This is a genomic window from Hyphomonas jannaschiana VP2, from assembly GCF_000685215.1.
In the GTDB taxonomy this organism is placed as follows: Bacteria; Pseudomonadota; Alphaproteobacteria; order Caulobacterales; family Hyphomonadaceae; genus Hyphomonas; species Hyphomonas jannaschiana.
In genome coordinates this window covers 114,397-139,710 of sequence record NZ_ARYJ01000004.1, presented here as the reverse complement: position 1 = coordinate 139,710, position 25,314 = coordinate 114,397, and the positions used below count along the sequence as shown (strand labels likewise).

Annotated in this window: 26 protein-coding genes; 16 read left to right on the top strand and 10 right to left on the bottom strand. The window is 61.3% G+C overall.

Translation table 11 applies throughout. The annotated features are described in order from the left end of the window. The first annotated feature begins 45 nt into the window (after positions 1 to 45). Positions 46 to 510 (top strand): Dps family protein, encoded by a 465-nt coding sequence (locus tag HJA_RS07265; RefSeq protein ID WP_035580177.1) that lies wholly within the window; start codon positions 46 to 48, stop codon positions 508 to 510. Positions 511 to 591: 81 nt separating this feature from the next. Here the strand turns inward: HJA_RS07265 and HJA_RS07260 are convergent, their stop codons facing one another. Further along, positions 592 to 1,866, bottom strand: a complete 1,275-nt coding sequence (locus tag HJA_RS07260) for a pentapeptide repeat-containing protein (protein WP_155839888.1) — start codon at positions 1,864 to 1,866, stop codon at positions 592 to 594. A gap of 153 nt (positions 1,867 to 2,019) precedes the next feature. Between HJA_RS07260 and HJA_RS07255 the strand changes: the two genes are divergently transcribed. Continuing rightward, the gene (locus HJA_RS07255) at positions 2,020 to 3,492 is read left to right on the top strand and encodes a high affinity choline transporter 1 (RefSeq protein ID WP_051597477.1); all 1,473 of its coding nucleotides are present in this window, start codon (positions 2,020 to 2,022) and stop codon (positions 3,490 to 3,492) included. 159 nt (positions 3,493 to 3,651) lie between these two features. Here HJA_RS07255 and HJA_RS07250 read toward each other — a convergent pair whose 3' ends face one another. The 3 genes from HJA_RS07250 to HJA_RS07240 all read right to left on the bottom strand — a co-directional run bounded on the left by HJA_RS07250 (position 3,652) and on the right by HJA_RS07240 (position 6,781). Beyond that, positions 3,652 to 4,557, bottom strand: a complete 906-nt coding sequence (locus HJA_RS07250) for a LysR family transcriptional regulator (RefSeq protein ID WP_035580173.1) — start codon at positions 4,555 to 4,557, stop codon at positions 3,652 to 3,654. Positions 4,558 to 4,596: 39 nt separating this feature from the next. Continuing rightward, positions 4,597 to 6,096: a pyridoxal phosphate-dependent decarboxylase family protein gene (locus tag HJA_RS07245; RefSeq protein ID WP_051597476.1), complete on the bottom strand. Its 1,500-nt coding sequence runs from the start codon at positions 6,094 to 6,096 to the stop codon at positions 4,597 to 4,599. 67 nt (positions 6,097 to 6,163) lie between these two features. Further along, positions 6,164 to 6,781, bottom strand: coding sequence for a S24 family peptidase (locus HJA_RS07240; RefSeq protein ID WP_035580171.1), 618 nt, complete (start codon positions 6,779 to 6,781; stop codon positions 6,164 to 6,166). Positions 6,782 to 6,897: 116 nt separating this feature from the next. On the opposite strand from HJA_RS07240, the gene HJA_RS07235 reads away from it, so the two are divergent. Further along, positions 6,898 to 7,209 (top strand): DUF7957 family protein, encoded by a 312-nt coding sequence (locus tag HJA_RS07235; RefSeq protein ID WP_035580170.1) that lies wholly within the window; start codon positions 6,898 to 6,900, stop codon positions 7,207 to 7,209. Positions 7,210 to 7,317: 108 nt separating this feature from the next. Here the strand turns inward: HJA_RS07235 and HJA_RS07230 are convergent, their stop codons facing one another. After that, the gene (locus HJA_RS07230; RefSeq protein WP_035580167.1) at positions 7,318 to 7,650 is read right to left on the bottom strand and encodes a hypothetical protein; all 333 of its coding nucleotides are present in this window, start codon (positions 7,648 to 7,650) and stop codon (positions 7,318 to 7,320) included. Between HJA_RS07230 and HJA_RS07225 the strand changes: the two genes are divergently transcribed. Next, positions 7,649 to 8,122 carry an REP-associated tyrosine transposase gene (locus HJA_RS07225; protein ID WP_051597475.1) on the top strand — a complete coding sequence of 158 codons (474 nt, stop codon included), beginning with the start codon at positions 7,649 to 7,651 and terminating at the stop codon, positions 8,120 to 8,122. The genes HJA_RS07230 and HJA_RS07225 overlap by 2 nt on opposite strands. A 106-nt stretch (positions 8,123 to 8,228) precedes the next feature. Here the strand turns inward: HJA_RS07225 and pdeM are convergent, their stop codons facing one another. Continuing rightward, on the bottom strand, positions 8,229 to 8,954 hold the full coding sequence (gene pdeM / locus HJA_RS07220) for a ligase-associated DNA damage response endonuclease PdeM (protein WP_035580166.1): 726 nt from the start codon (positions 8,952 to 8,954) through the stop codon (positions 8,229 to 8,231). A gap of 269 nt (positions 8,955 to 9,223) precedes the next feature. Further along, entirely contained in the window at positions 9,224 to 11,731 is a 2,508-nt protein-coding gene (locus tag HJA_RS07215; protein WP_035580164.1) for a ligase-associated DNA damage response DEXH box helicase, read from the bottom strand. Positions 11,732 to 11,828: 97 nt separating this feature from the next. Between HJA_RS07215 and HJA_RS07210 the strand changes: the two genes are divergently transcribed. Then, on the top strand, positions 11,829 to 12,521 hold the full coding sequence (locus HJA_RS07210; protein ID WP_035580161.1) for a hypothetical protein: 693 nt from the start codon (positions 11,829 to 11,831) through the stop codon (positions 12,519 to 12,521). A 26-nt stretch (positions 12,522 to 12,547) separates the two neighbouring features. Here the strand turns inward: HJA_RS07210 and HJA_RS07205 are convergent, their stop codons facing one another. Continuing rightward, a complete protein-coding gene (locus tag HJA_RS07205; RefSeq protein ID WP_081814588.1) occupies positions 12,548 to 14,104 on the bottom strand; it encodes a serine hydrolase domain-containing protein in 1,557 nt (518 codons plus the stop codon). A 178-nt stretch (positions 14,105 to 14,282) separates the two neighbouring features. Between HJA_RS07205 and HJA_RS07200 the strand changes: the two genes are divergently transcribed. The 4 genes from HJA_RS07200 (at position 14,283) to HJA_RS07185 (ending at position 17,750) form a co-directional block, all read left to right on the top strand. Next, complete coding sequence (locus HJA_RS07200; RefSeq protein WP_035580160.1) at positions 14,283 to 15,311, top strand: ligase-associated DNA damage response exonuclease; 1,029 nt, start codon at positions 14,283 to 14,285, stop codon at positions 15,309 to 15,311. Between the two features lie 85 nt (positions 15,312 to 15,396). After that, a complete protein-coding gene (locus HJA_RS07195; RefSeq protein ID WP_051597474.1) occupies positions 15,397 to 15,858 on the top strand; it encodes a nuclear transport factor 2 family protein in 462 nt (153 codons plus the stop codon). A 108-nt stretch (positions 15,859 to 15,966) separates the two neighbouring features. Next, complete coding sequence (locus HJA_RS07190) at positions 15,967 to 17,178, top strand: S1 family peptidase (protein WP_051597473.1); 1,212 nt, start codon at positions 15,967 to 15,969, stop codon at positions 17,176 to 17,178. Beyond that, entirely contained in the window at positions 17,178 to 17,750 is a 573-nt protein-coding gene (locus HJA_RS07185) for a hypothetical protein (protein ID WP_035580159.1), read from the top strand. Before HJA_RS07190 ends, HJA_RS07185 begins: the two co-directional genes overlap by 1 nt. Positions 17,751 to 17,803: 53 nt before the next feature. On the opposite strand, the gene HJA_RS07180 is transcribed toward HJA_RS07185, so the two are convergent. Next, entirely contained in the window at positions 17,804 to 18,418 is a 615-nt protein-coding gene (locus HJA_RS07180; protein ID WP_035580158.1) for a glutathione S-transferase family protein, read from the bottom strand. A gap of 88 nt (positions 18,419 to 18,506) precedes the next feature. Between HJA_RS07180 and HJA_RS07175 the strand changes: the two genes are divergently transcribed. Next, positions 18,507 to 20,108, top strand: a complete 1,602-nt coding sequence (locus HJA_RS07175; protein ID WP_155839887.1) for a cisplatin damage response ATP-dependent DNA ligase — start codon at positions 18,507 to 18,509, stop codon at positions 20,106 to 20,108. 69 nt (positions 20,109 to 20,177) lie between these two features. Here HJA_RS07175 and HJA_RS07170 read toward each other — a convergent pair whose 3' ends face one another. Continuing rightward, complete coding sequence (locus HJA_RS07170; RefSeq protein WP_081814586.1) at positions 20,178 to 20,594, bottom strand: HU family DNA-binding protein; 417 nt, start codon at positions 20,592 to 20,594, stop codon at positions 20,178 to 20,180. 53 nt (positions 20,595 to 20,647) lie between these two features. Between HJA_RS07170 and HJA_RS07165 the strand changes: the two genes are divergently transcribed. The 6 genes from HJA_RS07165 (at position 20,648) to HJA_RS07140 (ending at position 25,279) form a co-directional block, all read left to right on the top strand. Next, a complete protein-coding gene (locus HJA_RS07165) occupies positions 20,648 to 21,478 on the top strand; it encodes a hypothetical protein (RefSeq protein ID WP_035580157.1) in 831 nt (276 codons plus the stop codon). A 19-nt stretch (positions 21,479 to 21,497) separates the two neighbouring features. Continuing rightward, on the top strand, positions 21,498 to 22,334 hold the full coding sequence (locus tag HJA_RS07160; RefSeq protein ID WP_051597517.1) for a mechanosensitive ion channel family protein: 837 nt from the start codon (positions 21,498 to 21,500) through the stop codon (positions 22,332 to 22,334). Between the two features lie 41 nt (positions 22,335 to 22,375). Further along, on the top strand, positions 22,376 to 23,506 hold the full coding sequence (locus tag HJA_RS07155; RefSeq protein WP_051597472.1) for a mechanosensitive ion channel family protein: 1,131 nt from the start codon (positions 22,376 to 22,378) through the stop codon (positions 23,504 to 23,506). Then, on the top strand, positions 23,499 to 23,852 hold the full coding sequence (locus tag HJA_RS07150; RefSeq protein ID WP_051597471.1) for a hypothetical protein: 354 nt from the start codon (positions 23,499 to 23,501) through the stop codon (positions 23,850 to 23,852). The genes HJA_RS07155 and HJA_RS07150 overlap by 8 nt, the downstream gene beginning before the upstream one ends. A gap of 105 nt (positions 23,853 to 23,957) precedes the next feature. Further along, the gene (locus HJA_RS07145) at positions 23,958 to 24,302 is read left to right on the top strand and encodes a hypothetical protein (protein ID WP_155839886.1); all 345 of its coding nucleotides are present in this window, start codon (positions 23,958 to 23,960) and stop codon (positions 24,300 to 24,302) included. A 77-nt stretch (positions 24,303 to 24,379) separates the two neighbouring features. Next, positions 24,380 to 25,279, top strand: coding sequence for an SDR family oxidoreductase (locus tag HJA_RS07140; protein WP_035580155.1), 900 nt, complete (start codon positions 24,380 to 24,382; stop codon positions 25,277 to 25,279). Positions 25,280 to 25,314: the final 35 nt, after the last annotated feature.

The window sequence follows — 25,314 nt, the reverse complement described above, 5'->3', positions numbered from 1 at the left end:
GCAGCTAATCCCCATATGGTTGGAGTAACCAGAAGGAGAGATTTCATGCCTATCGACATTGGCCTGACCGAAGACCAACGCGCCCAATCCGTCGAGGCGCTGAAGAAGCTACTGGGCGAGACCTACGCGCTCTATGCCAAGACCCATGGCTACCACTGGAACGTGACGGGCCCGCGCTTCAACGAGCTGCACGCCATGTTCATGACCCAGTATACCGAACTCTGGGCCGCCCTCGACGAGATCGCCGAACGCATCCGCGCCCTCGACCATTTCGCTCCGGGTTCCCCCGGTGAAATGACCGACCTCGCCACGATCAAGCCGGACAATGGCATCCCGGAGGCCAGCGACATGGTCGCCAACCTCGCCAAGGGCCACGAAGCCGTCAGCCGCGCCGCCAAGGAAGGCCTGAAAGTGGCCGAAGGCAATGGCGATGCCGTCTCGGCCGACCTGTTTACCCAGCGGGCCACGATCGCCGAGAAAACCGCCTGGATGCTGCGCGCCAGCAGCTAGGATCGCACTAACGCAAACAGCGTATGACGTTCATGTTTGCGCTGTTTGCTTCAATCTAGAATCGAATACCACACACAGTCACTAACGCTTATGAGGCCAAGAGGTCATACCTAGTTCATCAAAGAATTTTGAGACCAAGTGCCCTGTAATTCCGTCTGAAGAATTGTGCGGAGACCAATTTTGAAAGCCGGACTTTTCTAACTCATCAACGAGCTGTTGCTGCTCTTCCGTGAGATCGATTTTTCCAACTCTTCGCCTCATTACAATCGCTTTATTGAATTGAACATCAGGCAATTTGCGTTCACGCATATTGTCGGAAAGCTTTGTGTCTTTTGTACCGAACGTCTTGGCAATTTGATCCGCCTCACCAAGATAGTCGATTGCTGATATGTCTGCTCCAATGAAAGTCGCACCGGAAATATCTCCCATATTGAGACTTTCAACAAACCCACCCGGAACAGGTTCCGGTCTATTCACGACGGCATAGTCAAACCGCGCTCCTTTTAAGTTGGCTGATAGGAAGCTTCCATAATTGAGCAGTGTACCAACGAAATAGCAACCTTCGAACATGCCCTCGTCTAAGACGCTCCCCTCGAATCTGCTCTTCGAGAAATTCACCGCCCTGAAATATCCAGTAGCAAAAATAACCCCATCAAAATCACACCCAGTCAAATCCAACCGCCAATGCCCGTCATCGACTTCTGCGGCGGTTTTTAAAATTCTGCCAATACAATCAACGGCCTTCTGCAGATCCATTCTCGGAACTTTTCGTATCTTTAGCCCTTCAGTCGGCTTAAGGTCATTACACTGAAAGTTTCCACGAATATACGCTGCCAACAGCCTGACAATGCGAGGAGCCGCATCTTCGCGCTCGGCAACTAAGCCTTCTAAGCGGTCAATTGCGACCACCCGTGATACCAGGTCATCTTCCCACACTCGCAAAACTTCTTCGGCACCATTCTGCTCGACGACTCTTGTCACCTCTCGTCGAGCAGAAAGCTCCTGAACTGCAGCGTTGATCTTGTCGTTAAACAAAGCTTCCGCAGCAGTTTGGGCTTGTTGGGCAAGCACAATGGAGCGCCAAACCAAAAACGGTGCTCCGAATAGTGCGGCCAAGACCAACCCGATATTGCGAATACCCTCGCCTGCTTTGTCGTCTGCGTATGGCCCTCTAGTCAGAAGAGCGAGGAAAAAGTGGATGAATATCGCAATTGATGCACAAAACACTACAAAGGCGAGACAAAAAAGGAACGCACCCAAAAGATGCCCAAGCCACCTAAAACTTGACAATGACCACTGCTCGCGAAAACCCAACCACTCCAACAGCCCCATTCGTTTACGCGGATTAGTTGACATACTCGCTCCAGTTCGCTCGTTTTTTTTCACAAGCGACAAATTCCAATGCAAGGTTTAGACTTATTTCCCCCAATTTAACAAACCGCTTGCGCGGCGGCCAAAACGTCATAACCGTTTCGCTCTTCTGAGGGGCTCAGACGGGAGATCTGGCGGATGGTCGCTGCGCTTGCGGTTTATATCGTGCTGCAATTTGCCATCGCGGTCTGGGCCAGCCGGTTCGTCAATTCCGAGGCCGATTATTTCGTCGCCGGGCGCCGGTTCGGTGTGCTGATGGTCGGCGTCTCCGTCTTCGCCACCTGGTTCGGGGCGGAGACGGTGATGGGCGCCTCCGGCGCCATTGCAGAGGAAGGCCTCGCGGGCGGACGGGCAGACCCCTTCGGCTACACGCTCTGCCTGATCGGCATGGCCCTCTTCCTCGCCTACAAGCTGCGCGAATCCGGCGTGATGACGTTTCCGGACTATATACAGCTGCGCTTTGGCCAGCGCGCAGAGGTTACCGCCGCCGTGCTCACCATCCCGACCTCGATCATCTGGGCCTCGGCCCAGCTGCTCGCCATGGGCCAGATCCTGTCGGAGACCGCCGGGATCGATCTTGGCTTTGCCCTGTTCGCCGGGGCGGTGATCATCATCCTCTACACAACCATTGGCGGCCTGCTGGGCGATGCGATGACCGACATGGTGCAAGGCACCGTGATGATGGGCGGCCTCGTCATCCTGCTCATCACCGTGCTGGCGACCGGCGACTTCTCCTTCTCCCATATCGGGGCGGAACAGCTGCAATGGCGCCTGACCGAAGAGGACGGCACGAAGGAAAGCTGGCTCTCCACAATCGACGCCTGGATGATCCCCATCGTCGGCTCGCTCGTGGCACAGGAGGCAATCTCCCGCTTCCTTGGCGCGAAGTCCGCCAGCGTCGCCCGCATGGGCTGTTATCTCGCCTCCGGGCTTTACCTGGTGCTGGGCGCGATCCCGCTGGTCATTGGCCTGCTCGGCCATGCGGCAGGCTTCGAGGCGGAAAGCACCGACAGCTACCTGCCGGAACTGGCGCGGCAATACCTCTCCCCGCTCATGTATACCGTGCTGATGGGCGCGCTCGTCTCAGCCATCCTGTCGACGGTCGACACGACGCTGCTGGCCGTCTCCGCCATTGCCAGCCGGAACCTGATCGAGCGGGTGGCGCGCAACCTGCCGGAGCCGCGCAAGCTGCTTTTCGGCCGCTCGCTCACCCTGCTGGCCGGCCTCTTCGCCTACGCCATCGCGGCCTCGGGCGAAACGATCAAGGGCCTCGTCGAAATCGCCTCCTCCTTCGGCTCTGCCGGCATCGCGGTCGCCTTGCTGATCGGACTGCATTCCAAATTTGGACGCGAAATGGCGGCCCTCGGGGCCATGGTGGCGGGGGCGCTCGCCAGTTTCTTCGGTGAGGGCATGCCGGCCTGGTTCGTCAGCCTGTTTGATGAGGGCGCGTCGGCGTCCATGCCCGGCTGGACGCAGGGCTATGAGGGCTCCTACCTGTTTGCCGTATTGGCTGCGCTGGCGGTCTATCTGGTCATCGGCGGGCTGGAATCCCGCGGCCTGATTGGGGATCGAAAAAAAAGCCCGGCTGCGATTGACGCGCCGGGCTTATGAGTATCGGGTCCCGAAGGGGGAGGAAACGCCCAATCGGAGGAATGATTGGGTAATGCCCGGGACCCTTGGCATAACGCCTAGATAGTCCCTTTTCGCACTTGCACAACCACCACTGTGTCAGATCACTCATGCAATTATGCATGATTAACTGCCGTTCATTTAGACCTGCCGCATGGCTGAGCGGCGTAGCATTTCTGTTTCAGCTGTTACGAAGTCGCGGAACGCCGCAACGCGCTTCGAGCGGCGCAGATCGCTTGGGTAGATAAAGTAGAGATCGAAGATCGGGCCGACATTTTCCGGCAGGACCTTCACCAGCCGCGGCATGGTGGAGGCCATATAGTCCGGCACGTCTGCAATGCCGAGGCCGGCATCGACGGCCCGCAACATGGCGAAGACATTGTTCACCTTCAGCGTTGCCGGGCGCGGCGGGGCATCGTCGCGGCCGACACGGCAGGCAAAGCTCATCTCCTGCAGGGGCGAGCTTTCGTCGCCATAGGCGATGATGCGGTGATTATCGAGGTCCTGCGGCGTGCGCGGCATGCCGGCCGTCTTCAGGTATTCCGGTGAGGCGTAGAGGTTCGTCGCCACTGTGCCGAGCTTGCGCTGGATCAGGTCTGCCTTGTCGGCGGCCCAGAGGCGGATGGCGCATTCGGCCTCCAGCTTGAGCAGGTCGTACTCCCGGTCTTCGAGACGGAGATCCAGGTGCAGGTCCGGGTGCTTTTTCACAAAGCCGCCAAGGCGCGGCACCAGCCAGGTGGAGCCGAAGGCCACCGGGGCCGACACGATCAGCTCGCCCTGCGGGGTTTCCTGCTGGTCGCGCAGCGCCGTATTCGCAGATTGCGCCGCCTGCGCCATGTCCATCGTGGAGCGGAACAGCGTGTGCCCGGCATCGGTCAGCACCAGGCCGCGCGCATGGCGCTGGAACAACGACACGCCCAGCGTCTCCTCCAGCGCCGCGATCTGGCGCGAGACAGCCGACTGCGAAATGCCGAGCCGGTCCCCGGCAGACGTCAGGCTGCCAGCTTCCGCCGCAGCGTGGAAAGAACGAAGTTTACCCCAGTCCATCAATGACTTCTGACCGTTTCTTGTTGTGGCGGCAAGAGCCTAGCCTGCATCCTTCAGCGCGGCGTCGCGTACCGCCGCAACTTCCGGCGACGCGGCGATGCGCTGAACCTCTTCCAGCAGAATATCCAGGTCGGCGCGTGCGGTGCGATGATTGGTGATGTTCACGCGGATGGCGAGACGCCCTTTGAGGCGCGTCGTGGACGGCGCGGCGCTCCCCTGCTCCTGCAGCTGGATGACGATCTCGTCGTTCATCGCGTCCAGCACCGCGTCCGGCAGGCCCGGCTCGACATAGCGGAAGCAGCAGATGTTCAGCGCCACCGGCGCCAGCAGCTCGAGGCCCGGCGTCTTCTCCACCTGCTCGCCCAGATAAGAGGCCTGATAGCAATTGCGCTCGATCATGCGGCCAAGGCGGTCTGTGCCGAACTCGGCGATCTGCGCCCACACTTTCAGCGCGCGGAAGCCGCGCGACAGCTCCGGACCATATTCGACAGGCCACGGATTACCACCTGCCAGGCCGCGGGCCTTGGCGGTCAGATAATCCGGCCGGTCGGTGAAGGCGGCGCGGTGCAGTTTCTCGTCCCGGATCAGCGCGAAGCCCGCATCATAATTCACGTGCAGCCATTTATGGAAATCGAAGGCCAGCGAGTCCGCGCGCTTTACGCCTGTCAGCCTGTCCTTCACCCGGTCGCTCAGTACACCGAGCGATCCGAAAGCGCCATCGATGTGGAACCACATGCTCTCTTCTGCGGCGAGGTCGGCCAGTTCTTCCAGCGGGTCGATTGCGCCGACATTCACCGTGCCCGCCGTGCCGATCACGATGAAGGGCGTGAGGCCCGCCTCCCGGTCGGCAGCGATGGCGGCCTTCAGCGCGTCCATGTCGATTTCGAACCGGTCATTCGCCGGGATCTTGCGCAGCGCGTCAGAGCCGAGGCCGAGCAAGTCAAATGCCCGCGCCACACAGGAATGCGTCTCGGTCGAAGTGTAGCCGACCAGGCCGTGCCCGCAGATGCCTTCCTTGCGGCTCAGGAAGTTCAGCCGCGCATCCCGCGCCACTTTCACCGCGATGATCGTCGCGATGGACGTGCCGGAGACGACAATGCCGCTGGCGGTCTCCGGAAACTCGAACAATTCCCGGCACCAGCGCACGACCTGTTTCTCGACATAGATCGCGCCATGATCGCGCCCGCCGACATTGGCGTTCATCGCGGAGGCAGCAATCTCGGCCAGCAGGTTTGCCGGCGTGCCGGAGCCATGCACCCAGCCGAAGAAGCGCGGATTGGTATTGCCCGCGCCATAGGGCAGCAGCGCTTCCATCCGCTCCATCACGTCCGGCACGCCCCAGCCTTCGCGGGGCAGCGGCGCCTTCAGCGTGTCCTTGATCTCGCCCGGCAGCTCGGTCCACACGCGGCCCTGGCGCGCGTCCTGCAGCCGGTTGATGGCGGCATCCAGCATATGGTGGGCCTGCGCGCGGAATTCGTCCCAGTTTTCCGGGTCGAGCGATTCCTGCGGGGTCGGCTCTTCAATGGGCTTGTCAGTCATGCGCGCGTAATCACCCGCTTTTGGGGGTTTTGCAAAGCATCTGATGTCACAAGGGTGTCAATAATTTCTATTGGCTCGCCCATAAAATCCGCGCGATCCACGCGATTTCACTGGGTTTGAACTCCCGCACCGGATAATCCGGATTGAGCGAGGCGAGCGCGATGGTACGGCTGTTTTTCCGCTCCAGAACCTTGGCCATCACTTCGCCGCCCGTGGTTTTCGCAACGACCCGGTCGCCCTTTTTCACCTCTGCCCCGGGGGCAACGATGATGCGGTCGCCCGCGCGGTAGGCCGGCTCCATCGAGTCGCCGCTGATTTCGAGAGCGTAGACCGTCTCGGTGCCAAGCCCGGGGAAGCGCACTTCTTCCCAGCCCTGCCCGGCGGGAAAGCCCGCATCGTCGAAATAGCCATCACGGCCGGCCTGCGCGAAGCCGATCAGCGGCGCGGTCGCGCCCCGGCGGCCATCGATCAGAGCGGCGAAATCGTCAAAGCCGGAGCCGACTGCGTCCAGCACGCGAGCAAGGCTCTCGGTGCTCGGCCAGCGCGGGCGGCCATCGGCGCCTTCGCGCTTCGACGGATTGAAGGCCGTCGGGTCCAGCCCCGCCCGGCGCGCAAGGCCCGAGGGGGTCAGCCCATGATGGGCTGCCAACTGGTCAATCCCCCGCCAGATATCCTTGTGCCGCATAAGGCCACACTCCGCCATTTTCGCAGGCGCCAGCGCTATAGGATTATTTGCCTACGGTCAAGCGAGGGAGGAATATTGTCCTAGCGCCTACTGTCACGCCTTGCTATGATAATAATATGATCAAAAACCTGAAAGCTTCCGAAATCGCTCAACAATTGGACCTGCCGGACGGAAGCGCAGTTGTTCTACTAGATCGCCTCGCGAAAGGCAGGCGCTTCAGCAAGGAAGAGCAGGCCAGAAATATATTTGCGGTCGATGCGAATGGTAACTTGCTATGGCAAGTACATAGTTGTTTCGATACTGAGGGGACCCCCTTCACGAAACTTCATTTCGAGAATGACACACTGACCGCCTATCGCTGGGATGGGGGCTCTTACCAAATAGACACGCAGACCGGCGCAGCCACGCCCTTAATCCTGGAACGTTGAGAAGATAGCAAGCGCAGGGTGGGTATCGCACCACACCCCCGATTTTCTACATCGTGAATATTTTCCTACGGTCAAGCGGGGGAAGAATATTGTCCTAGCGCACCTTAATTAGAGAAGGGCGTCATCAATTTTGTCCACAAGCAAATTTACGCGATGGCGAACCTGCTGGTCAATTCGATCATTGTTCTTCAGTGGAGACAGATAACAACGCAGCTGCATGAAAATCTCAGTTCCTGACACTCCATTTTCAATTGCTTGTCTCACTTGTTCAGCCTGCTCAGGAAACCCTGCGCCCTCAATTTGATCCGCTATGCACTTGGCTTCGGTATAATGATCATACGTGGACATTTGCTCTCCCAGCAAGCGTAGGGTGGGTTGAACGAAGCGATACCCACCAAACAGGCTTGCAACCTGAACGGTTTTCATCACATCTGCAAGCATGTCCGACTACAGACGCCTTTTCGTGCCCGGTGGCACGTATTTTTTCACGCTGAACCTGCGTGACCGGCGGTCGGACCTGCTGGTGAGGCATGTCGGTCTGCTACGGGAGAGCTGGCGGGAGGTATCGAGAGCACGTCCGTTCGAGACGTTGGCGGCGGTCATCCTGCCGGATCACATGCACCTGGTGGTATCTTTGCCCGAAAGTGACGCGGACTACCCTGCGAGGTTGCGCCTATTGAAATCCGGCTTCACACGTCGCTTACCAGAAGACGCGAAGTCCGAAGGACGCAAAGGCGAACGGAATGTCTGGCAGCGGCGGTATTGGGAACATGCGATCCGGGACGAGGCGGATTTGGAAGCGCATGTGAATTACGTGCACTACAATCCTGTGAAGCATGGGCATGTGGCGGAGATGGATGACTGGCCCTATTCCACGTGGCATCGGCGGAAGGCCGAATTGGGATTTGCGTGATGCACTCGTAGGGTGGGTTGAGCGTAGCGATACCCACCGGACGCATTTCCAACCGGCACTGCAATCGGTGAGTCCGCATGGTGGGTATCGCTACGCTCAACCCACCCTACAGTTTCCACCCAACTCCTCGCGGCACGTCGCCCAGCAAACTCCCGCCTGACAGGACGAACACTTTCCCCTCGCCCAGCGCAAACGCCGTCAGGCCTTCCGGGAAGACTTTGCCGAAGGCGTCGTCTAGCACGTTGAGGCCGCCGGTGAAGGCGCCGAGGGCCGGCATGACGAGGCGGGCGCCGTCGCTGGCGAAGCAGCGGCGGCGGACATTCCGTCCACGGCCTTTCACTTTCGCGACGGGGTGGAGGTGCCCGGCGACCTCGCCTGCCTCCCCTTCCGGCTCGTGGCGGAAGACGAGCGGGCCGAGCCGCACACTCTTTTCCGCCCGGCCGCCAAGATGGGCCGGCGGGTCCGGGTCGTGATTGCCTTCCACCCAGATCCAGTCATGGGCGGCGGTCAGCGCGCGGATCCGCTCGGCGTATTCCTCCGGCAGGCGCAGCTCGGCCGCGCGGTCATGAAAAGAGTCGCCGAGAGAGATGATCGTCTGCGGCATCAGCTGCGCGACCAGCCGCTCGACGACGGCCAGCGTCGCGCCCGTGTCATAGGGCGGCAGCATCTGGCCGCGCGCGGCATAGGCGCTGCCCTTCTCAAGGTGCAGGTCGGAGACGACCAGCAGGCGCTGGCCCGGCCACCAGAGACCGCCCTCCGGCAGCGGCACGAGCATCTCGCCCGCAAGATGCAGGAAAGTCTCTTCACGCCGGTTTGCGAGGGCTGCGGTCATGAGGCGACTCTGGCCTGCCCCGCCGGGCGGGTCAATTTAGGAATGCGGCGGCCCTCACCTCCCACACCCTTGCGGGCGCGGGTCCCTGCTCGGGGCAAACGCAGTGCGTTTGCTGATCCCTCGCAGTCTCCCAGAGGGAGAGGTGGCCCGCGAAGCGGGTCGGTGAGGGGCGGCCGCAAGGGCGTGGGAGGTGAGGGCCCGCTATATATGGTCTATACACGGTGTATTCACGGTGTTCTTTATTGCCTGAAGGGCCGCTTATCCAACACCTAGTCCACGCGCATGGCGTCGCGCACCAGCGTGTCTTCCGCCTCGCTGAGGATCGCGTCCTGCACGCTCGCGCCGAAGACGGGCTCCTTCCCGATCTCCAGCATCACGGGCACGGCAAAGGGGCTGATCCGCTCCAGCGGCATGTGGTCGATCTTGTTCTGGATACGCACCAGCATCTCCCCCAGGCGCCGCACATCCAGCAGGCCCGTCGCCGCATCCTGTCGTGCCGCCTGCAGGAGGACGTGGTCCGGCTCATGGCTGCGCAGCACGTCATAGATGAGGTCTGTGGAGAAGCTCACCTGCCTGGAATTCTTCTCCTTGCCGGGCAAATTGCGGTGGATCAGGCCCGAAATCTGCGCGCACTGGCCGAAGGTGCGTTTCATCAGGGCGCTCTCGTCCAGCCAGGCTTCAAGGTCATCGCCCAGCATGTCCGGATGGAATAATTCTTCCATGTTTACAGGGCTCAAGTCTTCCATGCCCCAGACGGCCATCGCGTATTCGCTGGCCACAAACCCGGTCGGTTTCGCCCCGATCCGCTCCAGCCGCCGGGTCAGCAGCATGCCGAGCGTCTGGTGCGCGAGGCGCCCTTCGAAGGGGTAGGTCACGAGGTAGTGCCGGTCGCCGCGCGGGAAGGTCTCGACGAGGAGATGGTCCGGCGGCGGGATCTCGGAACGCAGACGCTGGATCTCGAACCATTCCTGTACGGGCTGCGGCAGGTGACGCCATTCGTCCGGATTGTGGATCATGTGGCGCACGCGGTCGGCCAGGAAGGTCGTCAGCGGGAACTTGCCGCCATTATAGCTGGGGATGGCCGGCCGGTCGCCGGTGGCGCGGACGACCAGCGCGTCGAGGCCCTCGATGCCGACAAGGCGCAGCACCTCGCCGCCGAACAGGAACGTGTCGCCCGGCGTCAGTTGGGAGAGGAAATATTCCTCCATCTCGCCAAGCTTGTGGCCGGCCCGCACGGCTCTCTGTTCGCCCGGTTTTGGCTTGCCGATAAAGCTCGCCATCCGCACCGACAGCATGGGTGCCTCGACGATGGCGCCGACATTCATCCGATGCGCCTGCGCATCCCGCGGCGTGCGCGCCACCCAGCGCCCGTCCGGTCGGCGCACGATGCGGTGGTAACGGTCATAGGTCTTCAGGGCGTAGCCGCCCGTGGCGACAAAATCGACAATCCTTTCAAAGCCTTCCCAGCCCAGATCCTGATAAGGCCCGGCACGGACGATCTCATCATACAGCTCTGCGAGGTCGAACCCATCGCCGCAGGCCCGGCCCATCACATGCTGGGCCAGAACGTCCAGCGCGCCTTGCCGCAAGCCCTCGCCGTCGATCTCTCCGGCCTCCACGGCGGCCTCTGCGGCGCGGCATTCCAGCACTTCGAACCGGTTGGTCGGCACCAGCACGGCGCGGCTCGCCTCGTCCATTCTGTGGTTCGCCCGGCCGATGCGCTGGATCAGCCGCGCGGCGCCTTTCGGCGCGCCCATCTGGATGACGAGGTCCACCTCCCCCCAGTCGATGCCGAGGTCGAGCGTCGAGGTACAAACGACGGCTTTCAGCTGGCCCGCCGCCATCGCCGCTTCCACCTTCGTGCGCTGCTCCCGCGACAGGGAACCGTGGTGCAGCGCGATCGGCAGGCCATCCTCGTTCACGTTCCACAGCTCCTGGAACATCAGCTCCGCCTGGCTGCGCGTGTTGACGAAGACCAGCGTCATCGTCGCCTTCTTGATGGCTTCATAAACCTCCGGCACGGCAAAGCGCCCGGAATGTCCGCTCCATGGAATGCGCTGATTTGAAATGAGAATATCAACATCCGCCGAGACGCCGCCCTCGGCCTGCAGGATGCGCACGCCCTTTCCGTCCGCTCGCACATCCAGCCAGTCGGCAAGGCCTTGGCGGTCGCGCACCGTCGCAGAGAGGCCGAGGAAGCGGCACCCCGGCGCCCAGCTGGCCAATGTGGCCAGGCCGAGGGACAAGAGGTCCCCGCGCTTCGAGGCGGCGATGGCGTGGATCTCGTCCACGATCACGCACTTCAGGTCCGCGAAGAATTCCTTCGCATAGTCCGACGCGATGAAGAGCGCCAGCTGTTCCGGCGTTGTCAGCAGCACGTCCGGCGGCGTCTTCCGCTGGCGCTGGCGCACATGGCTCGGCGTGTCGCCCGTCCGCGTCTCGATGCGAAGGCCGAGGCCCATCTCCTCGACCGGCATCATCAGGTTCCGCTGCACATCCGTCGCCAGCGCCTTCAGCGGCGAGATGTAGAGCGTGTGCAGCGCCGGGATGCCGGAGTTCCTGCGCGTGCCCTGCTGGCTCAACTCAATGAGGCTGCCAAGAAATCCCGCCAGCGTCTTGCCGCCGCCCGTCGGCGCGATCAGCAGCGCGCTCTCCCCGGTCAATGACGCCTCTGCCAAAGCAAGCTGGTGCGGCCGGGCCGACCAGCCGCGCGCGCCGAACCAGCCTGCAAAAGGCTCGGGCAAGGTAAATGCGGGGGGCGGCGCGCTGTCTGGCATGGCTTCAGATTAAACTACCGCAAGACACGGCATTTGCGGGTTTTTTTCCAGTCACTTTCCGGCAAGGTAATATCTTGCACCTGCTGATGGAAAACCGATGCGCCCTGCCTGCCTGCCTTTGATCGCCTTGCCGCTGCTCGCCTTTCCGGCCTTTGCGGACACGCCGCTGGAGGCCGCCCTCGCCGCCCCGACGGACGGCCCCGCCTATCGGTTCGACATGAAGATCGACGATGCCACCCTCAAGGGGGAAGCGCAGGTAGATCCGACCCGGCCGGAAGGTGAACGCCTGACGCTGATCTCCCCCGATCCGGCAACGCTGGAGGGCGAAGCGGCCGAGACATATGCGAAGCTGCAGGCCAAAACGTCCGGCGACAAGATCTGGTGCACCAGCTTCAAGGCCAACATTCCGGCGGATGCGAAGCTCATCTCCGAATCCGGTGAAGCCGCCGTCTATAGTTTCACGCCGCTGCCGGGCGACGACAAGGATATGGAGAAGGTCTACAAACATCTGACAGGCCGGGTCACCGTGTCCAAACAGACGCCCGCCATCCTTGCTTTCGAGATGTTCGCCGAAAAGCCGTTCAAGCCGGCCATGGTCGCGCGGATCGACAATTTCTCCATGAAGGCCGACTGCAGCCCTGCCCCGGACGGACGCACCTATATCAGTGCGTTCTCCCTCGATGTCAGCGGCAATGCGATGATGCAGCCCTTCAGCCAGTCGGATCACCGCGAGATCACCAAACTCGTCGCCCTGCCCGGCGATGCGGCGCTGACCTCCGGCGATAAATAGGCGCTCAGGCCGCGCCTGTTCTGCCCTTATTCAGTGAGCCCGTACTTGGCGAGAATCTCCTCGCGGATGGCCTGGATGGCTTTTTCGCTGCGGGCCCGGCGCCGGTCGATCTCGGCTTCGATCTCGGCTTCGGCAGCTGCACGCGTCGCCGCGACAGCCGACCGCTCATCTTCCGCCGCCTGCAGCGCCATCAGCACATCACGCGTGAAATTGTTGATGTTGAAACGGGCGCCGCCGATCACATCGAAGCCGCGTCGCACGATCACCGCATTCATGCTGGGCACGATGACGACATACTGGCCGCGATTGCCGGCCATGTAGAATGTGTCCGCCGGCACGCCTTCGGCATCGGTCATCAGCCAGAACTGGGCGCCATAGCCAGGCGACCCGGCAGGCGGCTGGGCCGGGGCGGGTGTACGCACAAAGTCCACCCAGCCTTCCGGCAGGATACGCTCGCTGCCCCACATGCCGTCCTGCAGATAGAGCTGGCCGACACGGGCCAGGTCACGCGCCGTCGACCAGACCTGGCTTGAGGAAACGAAATCGCCGTTCCAATCCACTTCCATCGTCGTGTGGCGCGCGCCAATCTTGTGCAGCACGGCTTCATACGGGAAGCTGTGGAACTTGCTGTCGTCGCCGATGGCTTCACGCAGGGAACGCATGGCGATCAGCGTGTCGTCATTGGCATATTTGAACCGCTTGCCCGGCATGGCTTCCATGACTTTGGACGCAGCCTGGTCGACGACCCGTCCGCCGCCGAAATAGAGCCGGTCGGTCCGCGAACCGGATTCACCGCTATCGAGGCCGCTGGCCATGTGCATCAGGTTGCGGATGGTAATGTTGCGGCGCGGATCGGCACCGGAATCCCATGCGTCGATCACGGCCGGATAATCAATATCGATCATGCCCTGACGGCGCGCGGCGCCCAGCACAGTGGCGGTGATCGACTTGGCAACAGACCATGTCCGCTGCGGCGTTTCATGGTCGATCCCGCGGGCATAGCGCTCAGCGACGATCTGGCCGTCCTTGACGACAACCACCGCGCTGGTGCGCGTGCCATTACCATAGGTACGCTCGTCAAAGGCGAAGGATACCGGGATGTCGAGGCGTTCGGCCTCTTCCGTCCGCAGGCTAACCTGCACGTTCGACCCGATCGCGCTGCCCCGGTCCTCGCCGGTCGCTTCCGGCCAGGCCGCGAAGCGCGGCAGGTAGCCGATCATGATTTCGTCGGCGCCCGCCGGCAGCTGAGTACAACCAAAGCCTGGCCGGTAAGCCGCCATGCGCGGCGGCATGGAGCGGTCATACTGCACGCTCACTGTCTGTTCGTTGAGGTCGATCCGGGCGTCAGGCAGCTGGTTATAGGCCCGGCGGAAATCGGTGTAGATCCCGTCGAGGTCATTGTTCTCGATCGTCTCCATATCCATGCCTGCGACGAAGGTGTCGGAGCAGATGAAGCTCGCTTTCCAGCCAGCTGCCAGCGACTTGTCCATCAGGTCCGTATTTCCGCCTTCCTGGGCGAAAGATGGCATGGCCATCAGGGCCAGCGCGACAGCGGAGGCAAAAACGGAACGAGCTGGCTGCATGTTGGAAAACTCCCTCTTCTCCGGGAGAAGTCTATGCACACCTCTTCGTGTCGCAAGTGTGGCAACTCAGTTAGGATTTAGAAAAATCACTGAAAATTCAGGGACAGGCCTTTCTGTCGGGGTTGAAAATGACTGATCCCCGCCTTCCCTGCGTCCTGCGGCCCGCTACATTGAACGCATGCTCCGCCCGGACCTTCTGCTTCAGCCAACGCCAAAGGGCCTGTATTGCCCGCCGGGGGATTTCTATCTCGACCCGGTGCGCGGCGCCGTCGACCGGGCTGTCATCAGCCACGGCCACTCCGATCATGCCCGGGGCGGGCATGGCGCAGTCCTCTCCCATCCGCACACGCTGGCCATCATGGCAGCGCGCTATGGCAAGAATTTCGCGAAGTCGACGCAGGCGCTGGAATATGGCGAAGTGATCGACGTAAATGGCGTCTCGGTCTGGCTGACGCCTGCCGGGCACATTCTCGGCTCCGCCCAGATCACGGTGGAATACAAGGGCCTGCGGATGACGTTCACCGGCGACTACAAGCGCCGCTGGGATCCGACCTGCACCAGTTTCGAGCCCGTGGACGGCACACACATCTTTATTTCCGAAGCGACCTTCGGCCTGCCCGTCTTCCGCCATCCGCCGACAGAGCATGAAATGGGCAAGCTGCTCCGCAATATCGCTGACTTCCCGGACCGTACACACTGTGTTGGCGCCTACTCCCTCGGCAAGGCACAGCGGATGATCCGTCACCTCCGTCTCGCAGGGCATGACGCGCCGATCTACATCCACGGCGCCCTGGAGAAGCTTTGCGCTGTCTACGAAGAGGCTGGCGTTCCGATGGGAGACCTGCGCCCGGCCACAACGGACGACACGTCCAAAGCTGCGCGGGAGGCTTTCCGTGGACAGGTCGTGATCGCCCCTCCCGGCTCTTTCGAAGGCACATGGGCGCAGCGCTTCCCGGATCCGCTGATCGGTTTCGCCTCCGGCTGGATGAGCGTGCGCCAGCGCGCCAAGGCCAGCGGCGTCGAACTGCCGCTGATCATCTCCGATCATGCCGACTGGGACGAGCTGACCGATACGGTCCGGGAGGTGAACCCCGATGAACTCTGGGTCACCTATGGCCGCGAAGACGCCCTCGTCCGCTGGGCCATGCTGGAAGGACGCCGCGCCCGGCCGTTGCGCCTGGTCGGTTACGAAGAAGAGGCCGGATAAGGGACCGATGACAATTAGTTGCATCGACATGCACACCCCCCAATTTTACCCCAATCAGTTCCAAATTGGCACCGGAAGGACTTTTATGCGCATCAAAAACCCACTTCTCAGCATGCTCGCCCTGGCCACGCTTGGAGCATGCACAACAGTACCGAGCGCGCAGGAACAACTGGAAGCCGCTAACCTCGAAAAGGCAATCTGGTGCATGAATGTCATCGAGGTGGAGCTCGACCTTGAAACGGCGGGCCGCGAATGCATCGCCGACGGCTATATTCAGCATTCGCAACACGTCCCTGATGGCAAGGATGGATTCCTGACCTATTTCGCCGGACGCATCGAGAAATTCCCTGAGATGCATGCAGACATCAAACGCGCCGCTGCGGATGGTGACCTCGTCTGGCTGCACGTCCATTTCAAGGCGGAACCGAGCTCCCGCGGCAACGCCCTGATCCACATCTTCCGTATGAAAGACGGCATGTTCGTCGAGCACTGGGGCGTAAGCCAACCCGTGCCTGAAACCTCGCAGCATGGGAATTCCATGTTCTGAGGCACATTCCCTCCTGCATCTGACCGGCCTTGACGATCAGGCCGGTTGACCCCGCCTGCGGCACCGGCATTAACTGCGTTTCACGGTGTTCCAGAAGGGGATTTCAGAATGAAACGCCACCTGCTTGCCGGGGCTGCGCTGCTGGCGCTGAGTGCCCTGCCCGCCTGCGATGCAGTCCGCCTGCCGGGGATCAACCCGTCCGGCCAGGAGAGCCCGGCCGCTATCCCTCAGGAAGAGGCCACAAGCGACTCGGAAGTCCTGGTCGCTGAGCCCGCCGCGACAACGGAAGAGACCGGTGAAACGCCAACGGTCGACCGCGGACTGACTGTGGACGAGGAAGCGGCCGTGGAAGAGGACGAACCTCTGCTCTCCCCCGAAAGCATTGTCGGCGAAGACGACGACGCTGGGCTTCAGACGGAAGATACCGCAACCGAAGCAGCCGAAACTGAGGCGCCCGGCCTGACACTGGCCGAACTGAACGCGGTCGCCTGCGGCCTGCCGGATGACGCGCCGCCGACGCCGACCGTTGGCGCTGTTGCTGGCGCAACCCAAGTCGAAGACGCCGCCGTCGGTGCGGAAGCCGTGAACGGCCTCGCCGCCAGCCTCGCCAGCTTCCCGGGCATTGTGAAACTGGAACCGGTGAAACCGGAACAGGATGGCATGATCACAACCGGGCATTGCGGCGCGGTGCGGATCGCGGACCGATGGCTGGTCACAGCGGCCCATTGCGTGGACGAGCCCTATGAGCAGCTGCGGATCATCGGCACGGCCGAGAATCTGCGCTCGCCACTGGCTCACACGACCGAAGGGGAATTCGCCATCTGCCATGGCGGCTATGCCGGGACGGCCAACGGCTATGCCAACGACCTCGCCCTGATCCGCCTGTCGGAGGAGGAAGTCGAAGCGCTCGGCGATGTGCCTGTCGCCCGCTATGGCGCAACCGACCTGCCGCTTGCCCCGGCGAATTATCCGACCGGCGACATGGCCGGCTGGGGCCTGACGCATTTCGGCGGGAAGCTGTCCAACAACCTTCTCTCCGCCAGCATCCGTATCATGGGCACAGGCCCCGCAACGATCTATGTCGCCAGTCAGGCCGGTGCGGGCCCCTGTGTGGGTGACAGCGGCGGTCCGCTCTATGTGACTGAAGCGGACGGTTCAAGGACGGCCATTGGCGTTCTGTCCGTCGTCGAACAGAACCGCGAGACCGGCCAGTTCTGCGCCGGGGATTATAATGGCCGCTACACAAACCTGCAGGGCTATACCAGCTGGCTAAGCGACGTCATGGCGCTGTGCGACAGCAATGAAGAGGCTTGCCGTTAATGCGCCGCACGATACTGCTCGCAGCATTCGCCGCACTCGCGGCCTGCGCCAGCCGGGGGACGGACGATTCGAGCCGTTACGCGCCCCTGCCTGCGCAACCGGACGCGCCTTACGAGCTGCCGACCGGCGGTCCGGACTCGATCAGCATTGCAGTCATGGACTGCAAAATGCCGGGCTGCCCGATTGTGAACGTTCTGCTGGACCCGGACAATTACTGGCAACGCACATCCAATGATGGCGCTTATTCCGGCATCGCGCCGGGCGACCTCTATGCATCGGCCAAAGCGGCGTTCGAAGACCAGGGCTTTGACGATGTCGCCAGCGTGCTGGACATTACCAAGGATAACCCAGCCGCCTGCCCGCAATACCTGCAGCGCGGGCTGGTCTATTACATCCACCTTGGCCGGGGCGGGAAACCGGGCCAGCGGATCACCTATGATACCGGCTGTTCCGGCTCACTCGATGCGCGCCGCGCAGAATTCGTGACGGAGGCTCTGGCGGAGATGACAGACCTCACCCATATTATCGATGGGGCTGTGACCCTGGAGGATGACATGGGCGACGAAGAGTAAGCACCGGTTTCCCGGCTTCCGGTGTCAGCCTCCGGAAGCCGGACGGTTCCCGCCTAGATCCCGACTTCCATCATCTTCTGCCAGCCCGGACGGGCCTGCATCTTTTCAAACCATGCCTTTGTCGCGGGCCGGTTTTCCAGACCGCCCTGCGCGTTTGACATCAGGATCTGGAAGCCCATCAGACAGTCTGCCGCGGTGAACCGCTCACCGGCGAAGTACGGATATTTCGACAGGTGCGCCTCGATCGTCGCCGCCGCTTTTTCACGTTCAGCCGCCATCAGGGCCTGCGCCGGATTGCCGGTCATGTCGACCCGGGCGAAGTAGACCTGCAGCAATCCGGGAAGAAACACAGCGCCCTCGGCGGCGTGGATCCATTCAAGGTAACGCGGAAACTCCGGAGAGCTGGGACGCGGATGCAAATGGTAGTCGGTGTCATACCGGCCCATGAGGTATTCCGCGATGGCGCCTGTTTCGGCGATGACGACATCCCCATCTTCCAGCAATGGCGACTTTCCCATCGGGTGGATCTTCAGCAACTCCGGCGGCGCGAGGTTCGTCTCTTCGTTGCGCTTGTAGTGCACGATCTCGTGCGGCACGCCGAGTTCGGCAAGCAACCAGACGATCCGCTGCGAACGGGAGGCGTTGAGATGGTGGAGCTTCAGCGTCATGTGGCGTTTCCTCTGGATGCATTGATTTTTTCGCGCGCCAGGACGTCCAGCGCTGTAATGCATCGCATTTGGCCCTATGTATCTGCATATGCAAGATTTTGCCGACCTGCTGGAACGCCTTCTGCTGACGCCCTCGCGGAACGGCAAGCTGCAATTGCTGACCAGCTACTTCGCGGCCGCGCCGGATCCTGACCGGGGGTATGCGCTTGCCGCGCTCACCGGCGAACTGGACCTGAAGAGCATCAAGCCGGCCGCCGTACGTGCGCTAGCCGAAGAACGGATGGACCCGGTCCTGTTCAACATGTCCTATGACTATGTGGGAGACCTCGCCGACACAGTGAGCCTCGTCTGGCAAGGCGAGCATGGCGCGAACCGGACGCCGCCCCTGTCGGAGATCGTCGAAACCCTCCAGGACGCGACGCGGGCCGAAGCCCCCCGCCTCGTCGCGGGATGGCTGGACGGACTGGACGCCACCGGCCGGTGGGCCCTCCTGAAACTCATCATGGGCGGCCTCAGAATTGGTGTTTCGGCGCGCATGACGAAAACCGCACTGGCCAGCTTCGGCGATGTCGACATCACGGAGATTGAGGAGATCTGGCATGGCCTCGCCATTCCCTACGAACCGCTGTTTGCCTGGCTGGAGGGCAAGACAAGCCGTCCGTCACCAGACATTCCTGCCCCGTTCCGCCCGGTTATGCTGGCCCACCCCCTGATCCCGAAAGCAGACCGGGAAAACCCTGACGCCATAGACGCCAGCCTGATCACACCGGACAGTTTTGCCGCCGAATGGAAGTATGACGGCGTGCGTATACAGGCCTCGGTCGAGGGGACGGTACGGCGCATTTATACACGCACCGGCGATGACATTTCCCACACGTTTCCGGACGTGCTGGCTGGCCTCAACTTCCAGGGCACGCTGGACGGTGAACTGCTGATCCGCGCAGAGGACGGCGAAGGCGTCGCCCCCTTCAATGCCCTGCAGCAGCGCCTTAACCGGAAGACAATCACGAAACGGCTTATGGAAAGCCACCCGGCGTTTATCCGCGCCTATGACCTGCTGCATGACGGTGAGACCGACCTGCGTGCCCTGCCTTTTCAGGATCGGCGTGCCGCGCTGGAAGATTTCATCACCCGGCATGGAACGGCGCGGCTGGATCTCTCCCCGCTTGTTCCGGTGACAAACCTCAAAGATCTCGACACGCTCCGCATGAATCCGCCCGCACCAGAAATCGAAGGCCTGATGCTGAAACGATGGGACAGCGCCTATGTCGCCGGGCGGCCCGCGGGCCTCTGGTACAAGTGGAAACGTGATCCGTTCCTTGTGGACGCAGTGCTGCTTTACGCCCAGCGCGGGCATGGCAAGCGGTCAGGCTTCTATTCCGATTTCACCTTCGGCGTCTGGAAGAGCGATACGCTGACGCCCGTCGGCAAAGCCTATTTCGGCTTTACAGACGAGGAACTGAAACAACTCGACAAATTCGTCCGTGAAAACACGATTGAGCGTTTTGGCCCTGTGCGCTCGGTCACAGCTGAAATCGTTCTGGAAGTCGCTTTCGAAGGACTGCAAAGGTCAGCGCGTCATAAATCGGGCCTCGCCATGCGGTTTCCCCGCATCAACCGCATCCGCTGGGACAAGCCAGCAGAAGAAGCCGACCGGCTTGAAACGCTGGAAGCCATGTTGCCTGAATAGGACGCGCATAAGAAAAGGCCGGGCGCATCAAACGCCCGGCCTTCAGTAAGTCTGGAATTTCGTCTGTTATCAGACGGATTCCTTGAGTTCTTTCGCAACGCGGAAAGCAACTTTCTTGGAAGCCTTGATTTTGATGGCTTCGCCGGTTGCCGGGTTGCGGCCCATACGGGCCGGACGCTTGCGCACTTCCATCGTGCCAAGGCCCGTGAACCGGACTTTTTCACCTTTCTTGAGGCGCTTCGTGGTCATGGTGACCAGATCGCCCAGAACAGCTTCAGTCTGCTTTTTCGTCAGACCATGCGCTTCGGCCAGTTCAGCAGCCAGCTGGCGCAGGGTGACGGTCACGACCTTCTTCGGAGCAGCAGCTGTTTTCGCAGCAGTGCGTGCAGCAGGCTTGGCAGCCGGCTTCGCAGCAGCAGCCCGGGTCGTTGCCGGCTTAGCGGCGGTTTTCGCAGGGGCCTTCTTGGCCACGGGTTTCTTTGCCATGAGCAAATTCCTCTATTCCGACTCAAATGAGTCGGCAGGCGAATAGCGTAAAAATGCCCGTCTGCCTTGCTTTTTTTCAGTTCGACGCAATTTTCTTCAGACACAAACCCTGCAACACAGTGACGATGAAATCGCGTCTTCCCCTCTTCCTGGTCGTGCTCGGAATCCTTCAACCGCTGTCCGGTGCCCTGGCGCCGGTGCTGGGAATTGGTACGCCAATCGGTGAGGCAACGCGCGGACTGCAGGCACCGGAACAACCGCTTCCCGCCTACTTTTCGATCTGGAGCCTTATTTTTGGGGCATATATTGCCTTTGCCTACACCGCATGGCGCCATCGCGAGCCATGGATGTTGCGCGTGGGTGCACCGCTAGCGGCCGCCGGACTGGCCAACATCGTGTGGATGCTGAGCGCACAATTGATCGCCCTGCAACGCGTCGACTTCGTGCTCCTCTTCCCCATTGCCACTTTGTCATGGACCGCCGCAGCGCGCTTCGACCGGATGCGCGGCATGGGTGGAAGCCCGCAAAAACTTGTTGCAGATGCCGCGACCGGACTTCTTTCCGGCTGGATTCTGGTGGCCATCGGGATCTCCGTTCCCCTGGTGATTCGCGGACTTGCCGGCTATGGCCCAACCGATCTTCCTTGGCAGATGCTATGGATCTTTTTAGGAACTGTTGCGTTGGGGTCATGGGTTTATGCGCGCTATATCAGCCGCAGCTTGTGGTTCTTTGCCGCCCTGGCCTGGGGCCTTCTGGGTGTCATCGCGAACAACTGGATGGTGACGGGAATGGAGTGGCTCGCGATCATGACAGCCGTTTCCGGCAGTTTGATCCTTGGCCTGCGCCTGCTGCGCGGTGCCGACGGAACGACTGTCCCGGCCTGAATTCAATACGGAGTTTGAAATGGATTTTCTGAACAATATCGACTGGGAAGCCCAGATGGCTGAGCATTGGCCGGTTCTGGCCGGCTATGCACTTAAAGCCGTCGGAGCCCTCATTGTCCTGATCATTGGCCTTCGCATTTCCGGCTGGGTCGCCAGCATGGTGCGTACCCAGGCAACGAAACGTCCGAACATCGACGATACGCTCGGCAGCTTCTTCGCCTCTATCACGCGCTGGTTCCTCACGGCGGCAACAATCATCGCGGCGCTGCAGCTGTTCGGCGTTCAGGCAACCAGCTTCGTGGCGATCCTCGGCGCCATGACCCTGGCCATCGGCCTTTCGCTACAGGGCGCGCTTGGCAATATTGCGTCCGGCATCATGGTCATGCTGTTCCGCCCCTACAGTGTCGGCCAGTATGTCGAACTGGCAGGCGAAGGCGGCACGGTTAAAGACATCAATCTCTTCCAGACCATCCTCGCCTCCCCCGACAATGTTCAGATCATCGTTCCGAACAGCCAGGCGATCTCAGGCGTCATCCGCAACTATGCCGGTTACACGACGCGCCGCGTCGATCTTGTCTTCAGCGTCGACTATGGCGACGGACTGGAGAATGCGATGGACGTGATCGAGCGCACGGTGAAAGCCGACGACCGTGTTCTGGCGGACCCGGAAACGGTCGTACGTGTCAGTACGCTGGGCGCCAGCTCCGTCGACATCATCGCCCGCCCCTGGGTAAAAACCGCCGACTATTGGGAAGTTCGCTGGACGCTGACCCGGACCGTGAAAGAAGCGCTCGATGCGGCTGGCATTTCCATCCCGTATCCGCATCAGGTGAATATCACGCGTGAGGTCAGCTGAAGTCAGTTGAAGCGGATCAGACTGCGTGACAGAAGATTCGCATGAAGCTTCCGATTGACACCGCCGGCTGGCCGCCATGGGCCGCAACGCTCGAACCCTATGTCGAGAAATGGGGCATCGTGCTCCTGTCGGCAATTGCCGTCTGGGTGGTTGCCAGCCTGTTGCGGCGCCTGGTCCTGCTGATCGGCAAGAAAGCCTTGTCCAAGGACAAGGAGTTCGAAGGCTCGAACTGGGACCTTGCCGCTTCCATCACCCGGGTCTTCGCGCTGATCCTCCTCAGCCCGATCCCACTTGGCCTCGCGGGCTATGACTGGGAAGCCATGGTGGAGCAGCGCGGGCCCGGCGCGATCGGGGCTGTCGCAATCCTGGTGATCGCCGTGGTCATTGCCAACGGCGTCGCCCGCTCCTTACGGCGGTTCGGGCGCAAGGCCCACCGGCGGGCGGGCGCAGACGACACGCTGTTCGCCTTCGCTGCCTCGCTGTTCAAATACCTGATCTTCGCCGTCGCGATCGTCTTTGCCCTGACGCAACTCGGCTTCCCGACGGCATCGCTGGCAGCCTTGCTCGGCGCTGCGGGTCTCGCGATCGGCCTTGCCCTGCAGGACACGCTGAAGGCCGTTGCCGCTGGCATCATGCTGGCAATCTTCCGGCCATTCAGGATCGGCGACTATGTCAGCGCAGCCGGCCTGGATGGCGAAGTGATCGACATCACCCCCTTCCTCACGCAGGTGAAGCAGATCGATAACAAGATCGTCTCCATCACCAATGACAAGGTGTGGGCAGAGCCCCTGATCAACCACACGCGGCAGACGCGCCGGCGGCTCGATCTCTATTTCGACATTTCCTATGACGACGATATGGACCTTGCGCTCCGGCTCGTCCGCGAAGTGGCGGACGCCCATCCGCGCATCCTTGCCAATGATGAGACCTGGGTGGGCATCCACGCGCTCGCCTCTTCCAGTGTGCAGGTCAGATTGCGCGCCTACGTGGCCACGCCGGAATTTGTCGATGTCCGCGCCGATGTCACCAAGGCAGTGAAAGAAGCTTTCGATGCGAACGGCGTGACCATCCCGTTCCAGCATGTCGTCTACGTCCCTTACAAGGCGCCTGGCGGCGACGAAGAAAAGACACAGGCAGCGCCTCCCCCGATGGCCACCGGGGCAAATGACTGACACGCCGCCCCCAAGCGATCCGGCGCCTACGCCACCACCGCCGGAGAAAACCGGCAAACCTCCCAAACGCCCTCTGCTGCTGCGCCTTTTCGGCATCAGTCTCTGGGGCGGGGTGAAGCTGACCGGGCTCTGCATCCTTGTCGGCTTCTTTGTGCTGGCAGCGAACTTCAACCCGGCCGCTCAGGATGCGAACATTCCGGGTGCGCTGGCCGCGATTGCGAAACAAACGCTCGCAGCCGCTGGCTGGGCCATCCGCAATTTCTGGAAACCCGCTTTGGCAGGCGCCACGATCGTCCTCCCGCTCTGGGTCCTCTGGCGCCTGATCAGCCTGCCTTTCAGAAAGTAAGGGAATAAGCCTTACCCACAGAGAAATGGATGTGTCCGGTTTACGCTTTTTTGAGTGAAGCTTGCCACTTTAAAGGGAATGAATTTGTTCCGTCGGAGAAGGCGCGTGGTTGAAGGAAGAAGCAGGCGCGATATTCCCAAACGTCCTTTTCTGGACAAGCTTTTGTCCAAGATATTCATATTCGGGCGCTTCGAGCTCGCCATTCTCATTTATTTGAGCATTCCCGCAGGAGCGGGCATCTTTATCCTGTCATACGCCACACCCGAAAACGGTCCTCTCCTGCAAATATGCCAGGCATCGCGAGATTATCTCGCCAGTCTTCACCTCGTTATGGCTCCCGCTACGGCCAGCCGCTTCCTGTTCAGTCTCTGGATAGTGGGCGTGATTCCGCTCTTTGCATTGCTCGTTCTCTGGCGGATCAGCACCTTGCCTTTCCGAAAACTAGGCTGAGCGGAATCGCATAGAGACACGGGCTGGTCAGCCAGCCTGCCTGATCTATGATCTTCCCCAACAAAAGGGAGGTTACAATGGACACAACCAAACTCATGTATCGCGACGGCCTGATGAAGGACGAGCGTATCCTGATAACAGGCGGCGGCACCGGCCTTGGCAAGGAAATGGCCGAAGGCTTCCTGAAGCTCGGCGCTGAAGTGCACATCTGCGGCAGGCGTGGCGGCGTGTGCGAAGAAACCGCCACAGAGCTTATGGATAAACATGGCGGTAAAGTCGTGCCGCATGCCTGCGATATTCGGGTCGCCGAAGCGATCACCGACATGAATGACGAGATCTGGGCCAAACATGGCCCGCTTACCGGCCTGATGAACAATGCCGCCGGCAATTTCATCTCGCGTACGGAAGACCTATCCATCCGCGGCTTCGATGCGATTTCGAATATTGTGTTCCGCGGCTCCTTCTACATGACGCACGACATCGGCAAGCGCTGGATTGACCAGAAGCTCAAGGGCAATGTCTGCTCCATCCTGACGACATGGGTGTGGAATGGCGGGCCGTTCGTTGTGCCGTCGGCGATGTCGAAAGCTGCCGTCAACACGATGACACAATCGCTTGCCGTCGAATGGGGCCGTTATGGCCTGCGCTTTAACGCGATTGCACCGGGCCCCTTCCCCACCAAAGGCGCATGGGCGCGCCTGTCACCGGATTCCGGCACCAGCAGCATGGAACAAAGCGTCGCCAACCCGATGGGCCGCGTCGGCGAGATGCATGAGCTGGTGAACCTTGCCGTCCTGCTGATGGCGCCAGGCGCTGAGTACATCAACGGCCAGACCATCGCGATCGATGGCGGTATGTACAACGCATCCGGCGGAAACTTCAGTGCGCTGGCCGCCTGGAGCGACGAACAATGGACCGCGGCAAGGGCCGCGATTGAAGGCGCGAATGCAGAGGACAAGGCCAAGCGAACCGTGTAGGTTGCGAGCGTTTCGCAACCAGATGATCGGCCCGG

What these genes read in the sequence shown, in the direction of transcription:
- HJA_RS07240 (WP_035580171.1), bottom strand. Translation starts at nt 6,781, where the DNA reads ATGCGGCACAAGGATATCTGGCGGGGGATTGACCAGTTGGCAGCCCAT.
- HJA_RS07225 (WP_051597475.1), top strand. Translation starts at nt 7,649, where the DNA reads ATGTCCGACTACAGACGCCTTTTCGTGCCCGGTGGCACGTATTTTTTC.
- HJA_RS07155 (WP_051597472.1), top strand. Translation starts at nt 22,376, where the DNA reads ATGAAGCTTCCGATTGACACCGCCGGCTGGCCGCCATGGGCCGCAACG.
- HJA_RS07175 (WP_155839887.1), top strand. Translation starts at nt 18,507, where the DNA reads ATGCAAGATTTTGCCGACCTGCTGGAACGCCTTCTGCTGACGCCCTCG.
- HJA_RS07160 (WP_051597517.1), top strand. Translation starts at nt 21,498, where the DNA reads ATGGATTTTCTGAACAATATCGACTGGGAAGCCCAGATGGCTGAGCAT.
- HJA_RS07255 (WP_051597477.1), top strand. Translation starts at nt 2,020, where the DNA reads ATGGTCGCTGCGCTTGCGGTTTATATCGTGCTGCAATTTGCCATCGCG.
- HJA_RS07210 (WP_035580161.1), top strand. Translation starts at nt 11,829, where the DNA reads ATGCGCCCTGCCTGCCTGCCTTTGATCGCCTTGCCGCTGCTCGCCTTT.
- HJA_RS07170 (WP_081814586.1), bottom strand. Translation starts at nt 20,594, where the DNA reads ATGGCAAAGAAACCCGTGGCCAAGAAGGCCCCTGCGAAAACCGCCGCT.
- HJA_RS07195 (WP_051597474.1), top strand. Translation starts at nt 15,397, where the DNA reads ATGCGCATCAAAAACCCACTTCTCAGCATGCTCGCCCTGGCCACGCTT.
- HJA_RS07205 (WP_081814588.1), bottom strand. Translation starts at nt 14,104, where the DNA reads ATGCAGCCAGCTCGTTCCGTTTTTGCCTCCGCTGTCGCGCTGGCCCTG.
- HJA_RS07185 (WP_035580159.1), top strand. Translation starts at nt 17,178, where the DNA reads ATGCGCCGCACGATACTGCTCGCAGCATTCGCCGCACTCGCGGCCTGC.
- HJA_RS07250 (WP_035580173.1), bottom strand. Translation starts at nt 4,557, where the DNA reads ATGGACTGGGGTAAACTTCGTTCTTTCCACGCTGCGGCGGAAGCTGGC.
- HJA_RS07265 (WP_035580177.1), top strand. Translation starts at nt 46, where the DNA reads ATGCCTATCGACATTGGCCTGACCGAAGACCAACGCGCCCAATCCGTC.
- pdeM (WP_035580166.1), bottom strand. Translation starts at nt 8,954, where the DNA reads ATGACCGCAGCCCTCGCAAACCGGCGTGAAGAGACTTTCCTGCATCTT.
- HJA_RS07150 (WP_051597471.1), top strand. Translation starts at nt 23,499, where the DNA reads ATGACTGACACGCCGCCCCCAAGCGATCCGGCGCCTACGCCACCACCG.
- HJA_RS07235 (WP_035580170.1), top strand. Translation starts at nt 6,898, where the DNA reads ATGATCAAAAACCTGAAAGCTTCCGAAATCGCTCAACAATTGGACCTG.
- HJA_RS07215 (WP_035580164.1), bottom strand. Translation starts at nt 11,731, where the DNA reads ATGCCAGACAGCGCGCCGCCCCCCGCATTTACCTTGCCCGAGCCTTTT.
- HJA_RS07260 (WP_155839888.1), bottom strand. Translation starts at nt 1,866, where the DNA reads ATGTCAACTAATCCGCGTAAACGAATGGGGCTGTTGGAGTGGTTGGGT.
- HJA_RS07200 (WP_035580160.1), top strand. Translation starts at nt 14,283, where the DNA reads ATGCTCCGCCCGGACCTTCTGCTTCAGCCAACGCCAAAGGGCCTGTAT.
- HJA_RS07180 (WP_035580158.1), bottom strand. Translation starts at nt 18,418, where the DNA reads ATGACGCTGAAGCTCCACCATCTCAACGCCTCCCGTTCGCAGCGGATC.
- HJA_RS07190 (WP_051597473.1), top strand. Translation starts at nt 15,967, where the DNA reads ATGAAACGCCACCTGCTTGCCGGGGCTGCGCTGCTGGCGCTGAGTGCC.
- HJA_RS07165 (WP_035580157.1), top strand. Translation starts at nt 20,648, where the DNA reads ATGCCCGTCTGCCTTGCTTTTTTTCAGTTCGACGCAATTTTCTTCAGA.
- HJA_RS07230 (WP_035580167.1), bottom strand. Translation starts at nt 7,650, where the DNA reads ATGCTTGCAGATGTGATGAAAACCGTTCAGGTTGCAAGCCTGTTTGGT.
- HJA_RS07140 (WP_035580155.1), top strand. Translation starts at nt 24,380, where the DNA reads ATGGACACAACCAAACTCATGTATCGCGACGGCCTGATGAAGGACGAG.
- HJA_RS07245 (WP_051597476.1), bottom strand. Translation starts at nt 6,096, where the DNA reads ATGACTGACAAGCCCATTGAAGAGCCGACCCCGCAGGAATCGCTCGAC.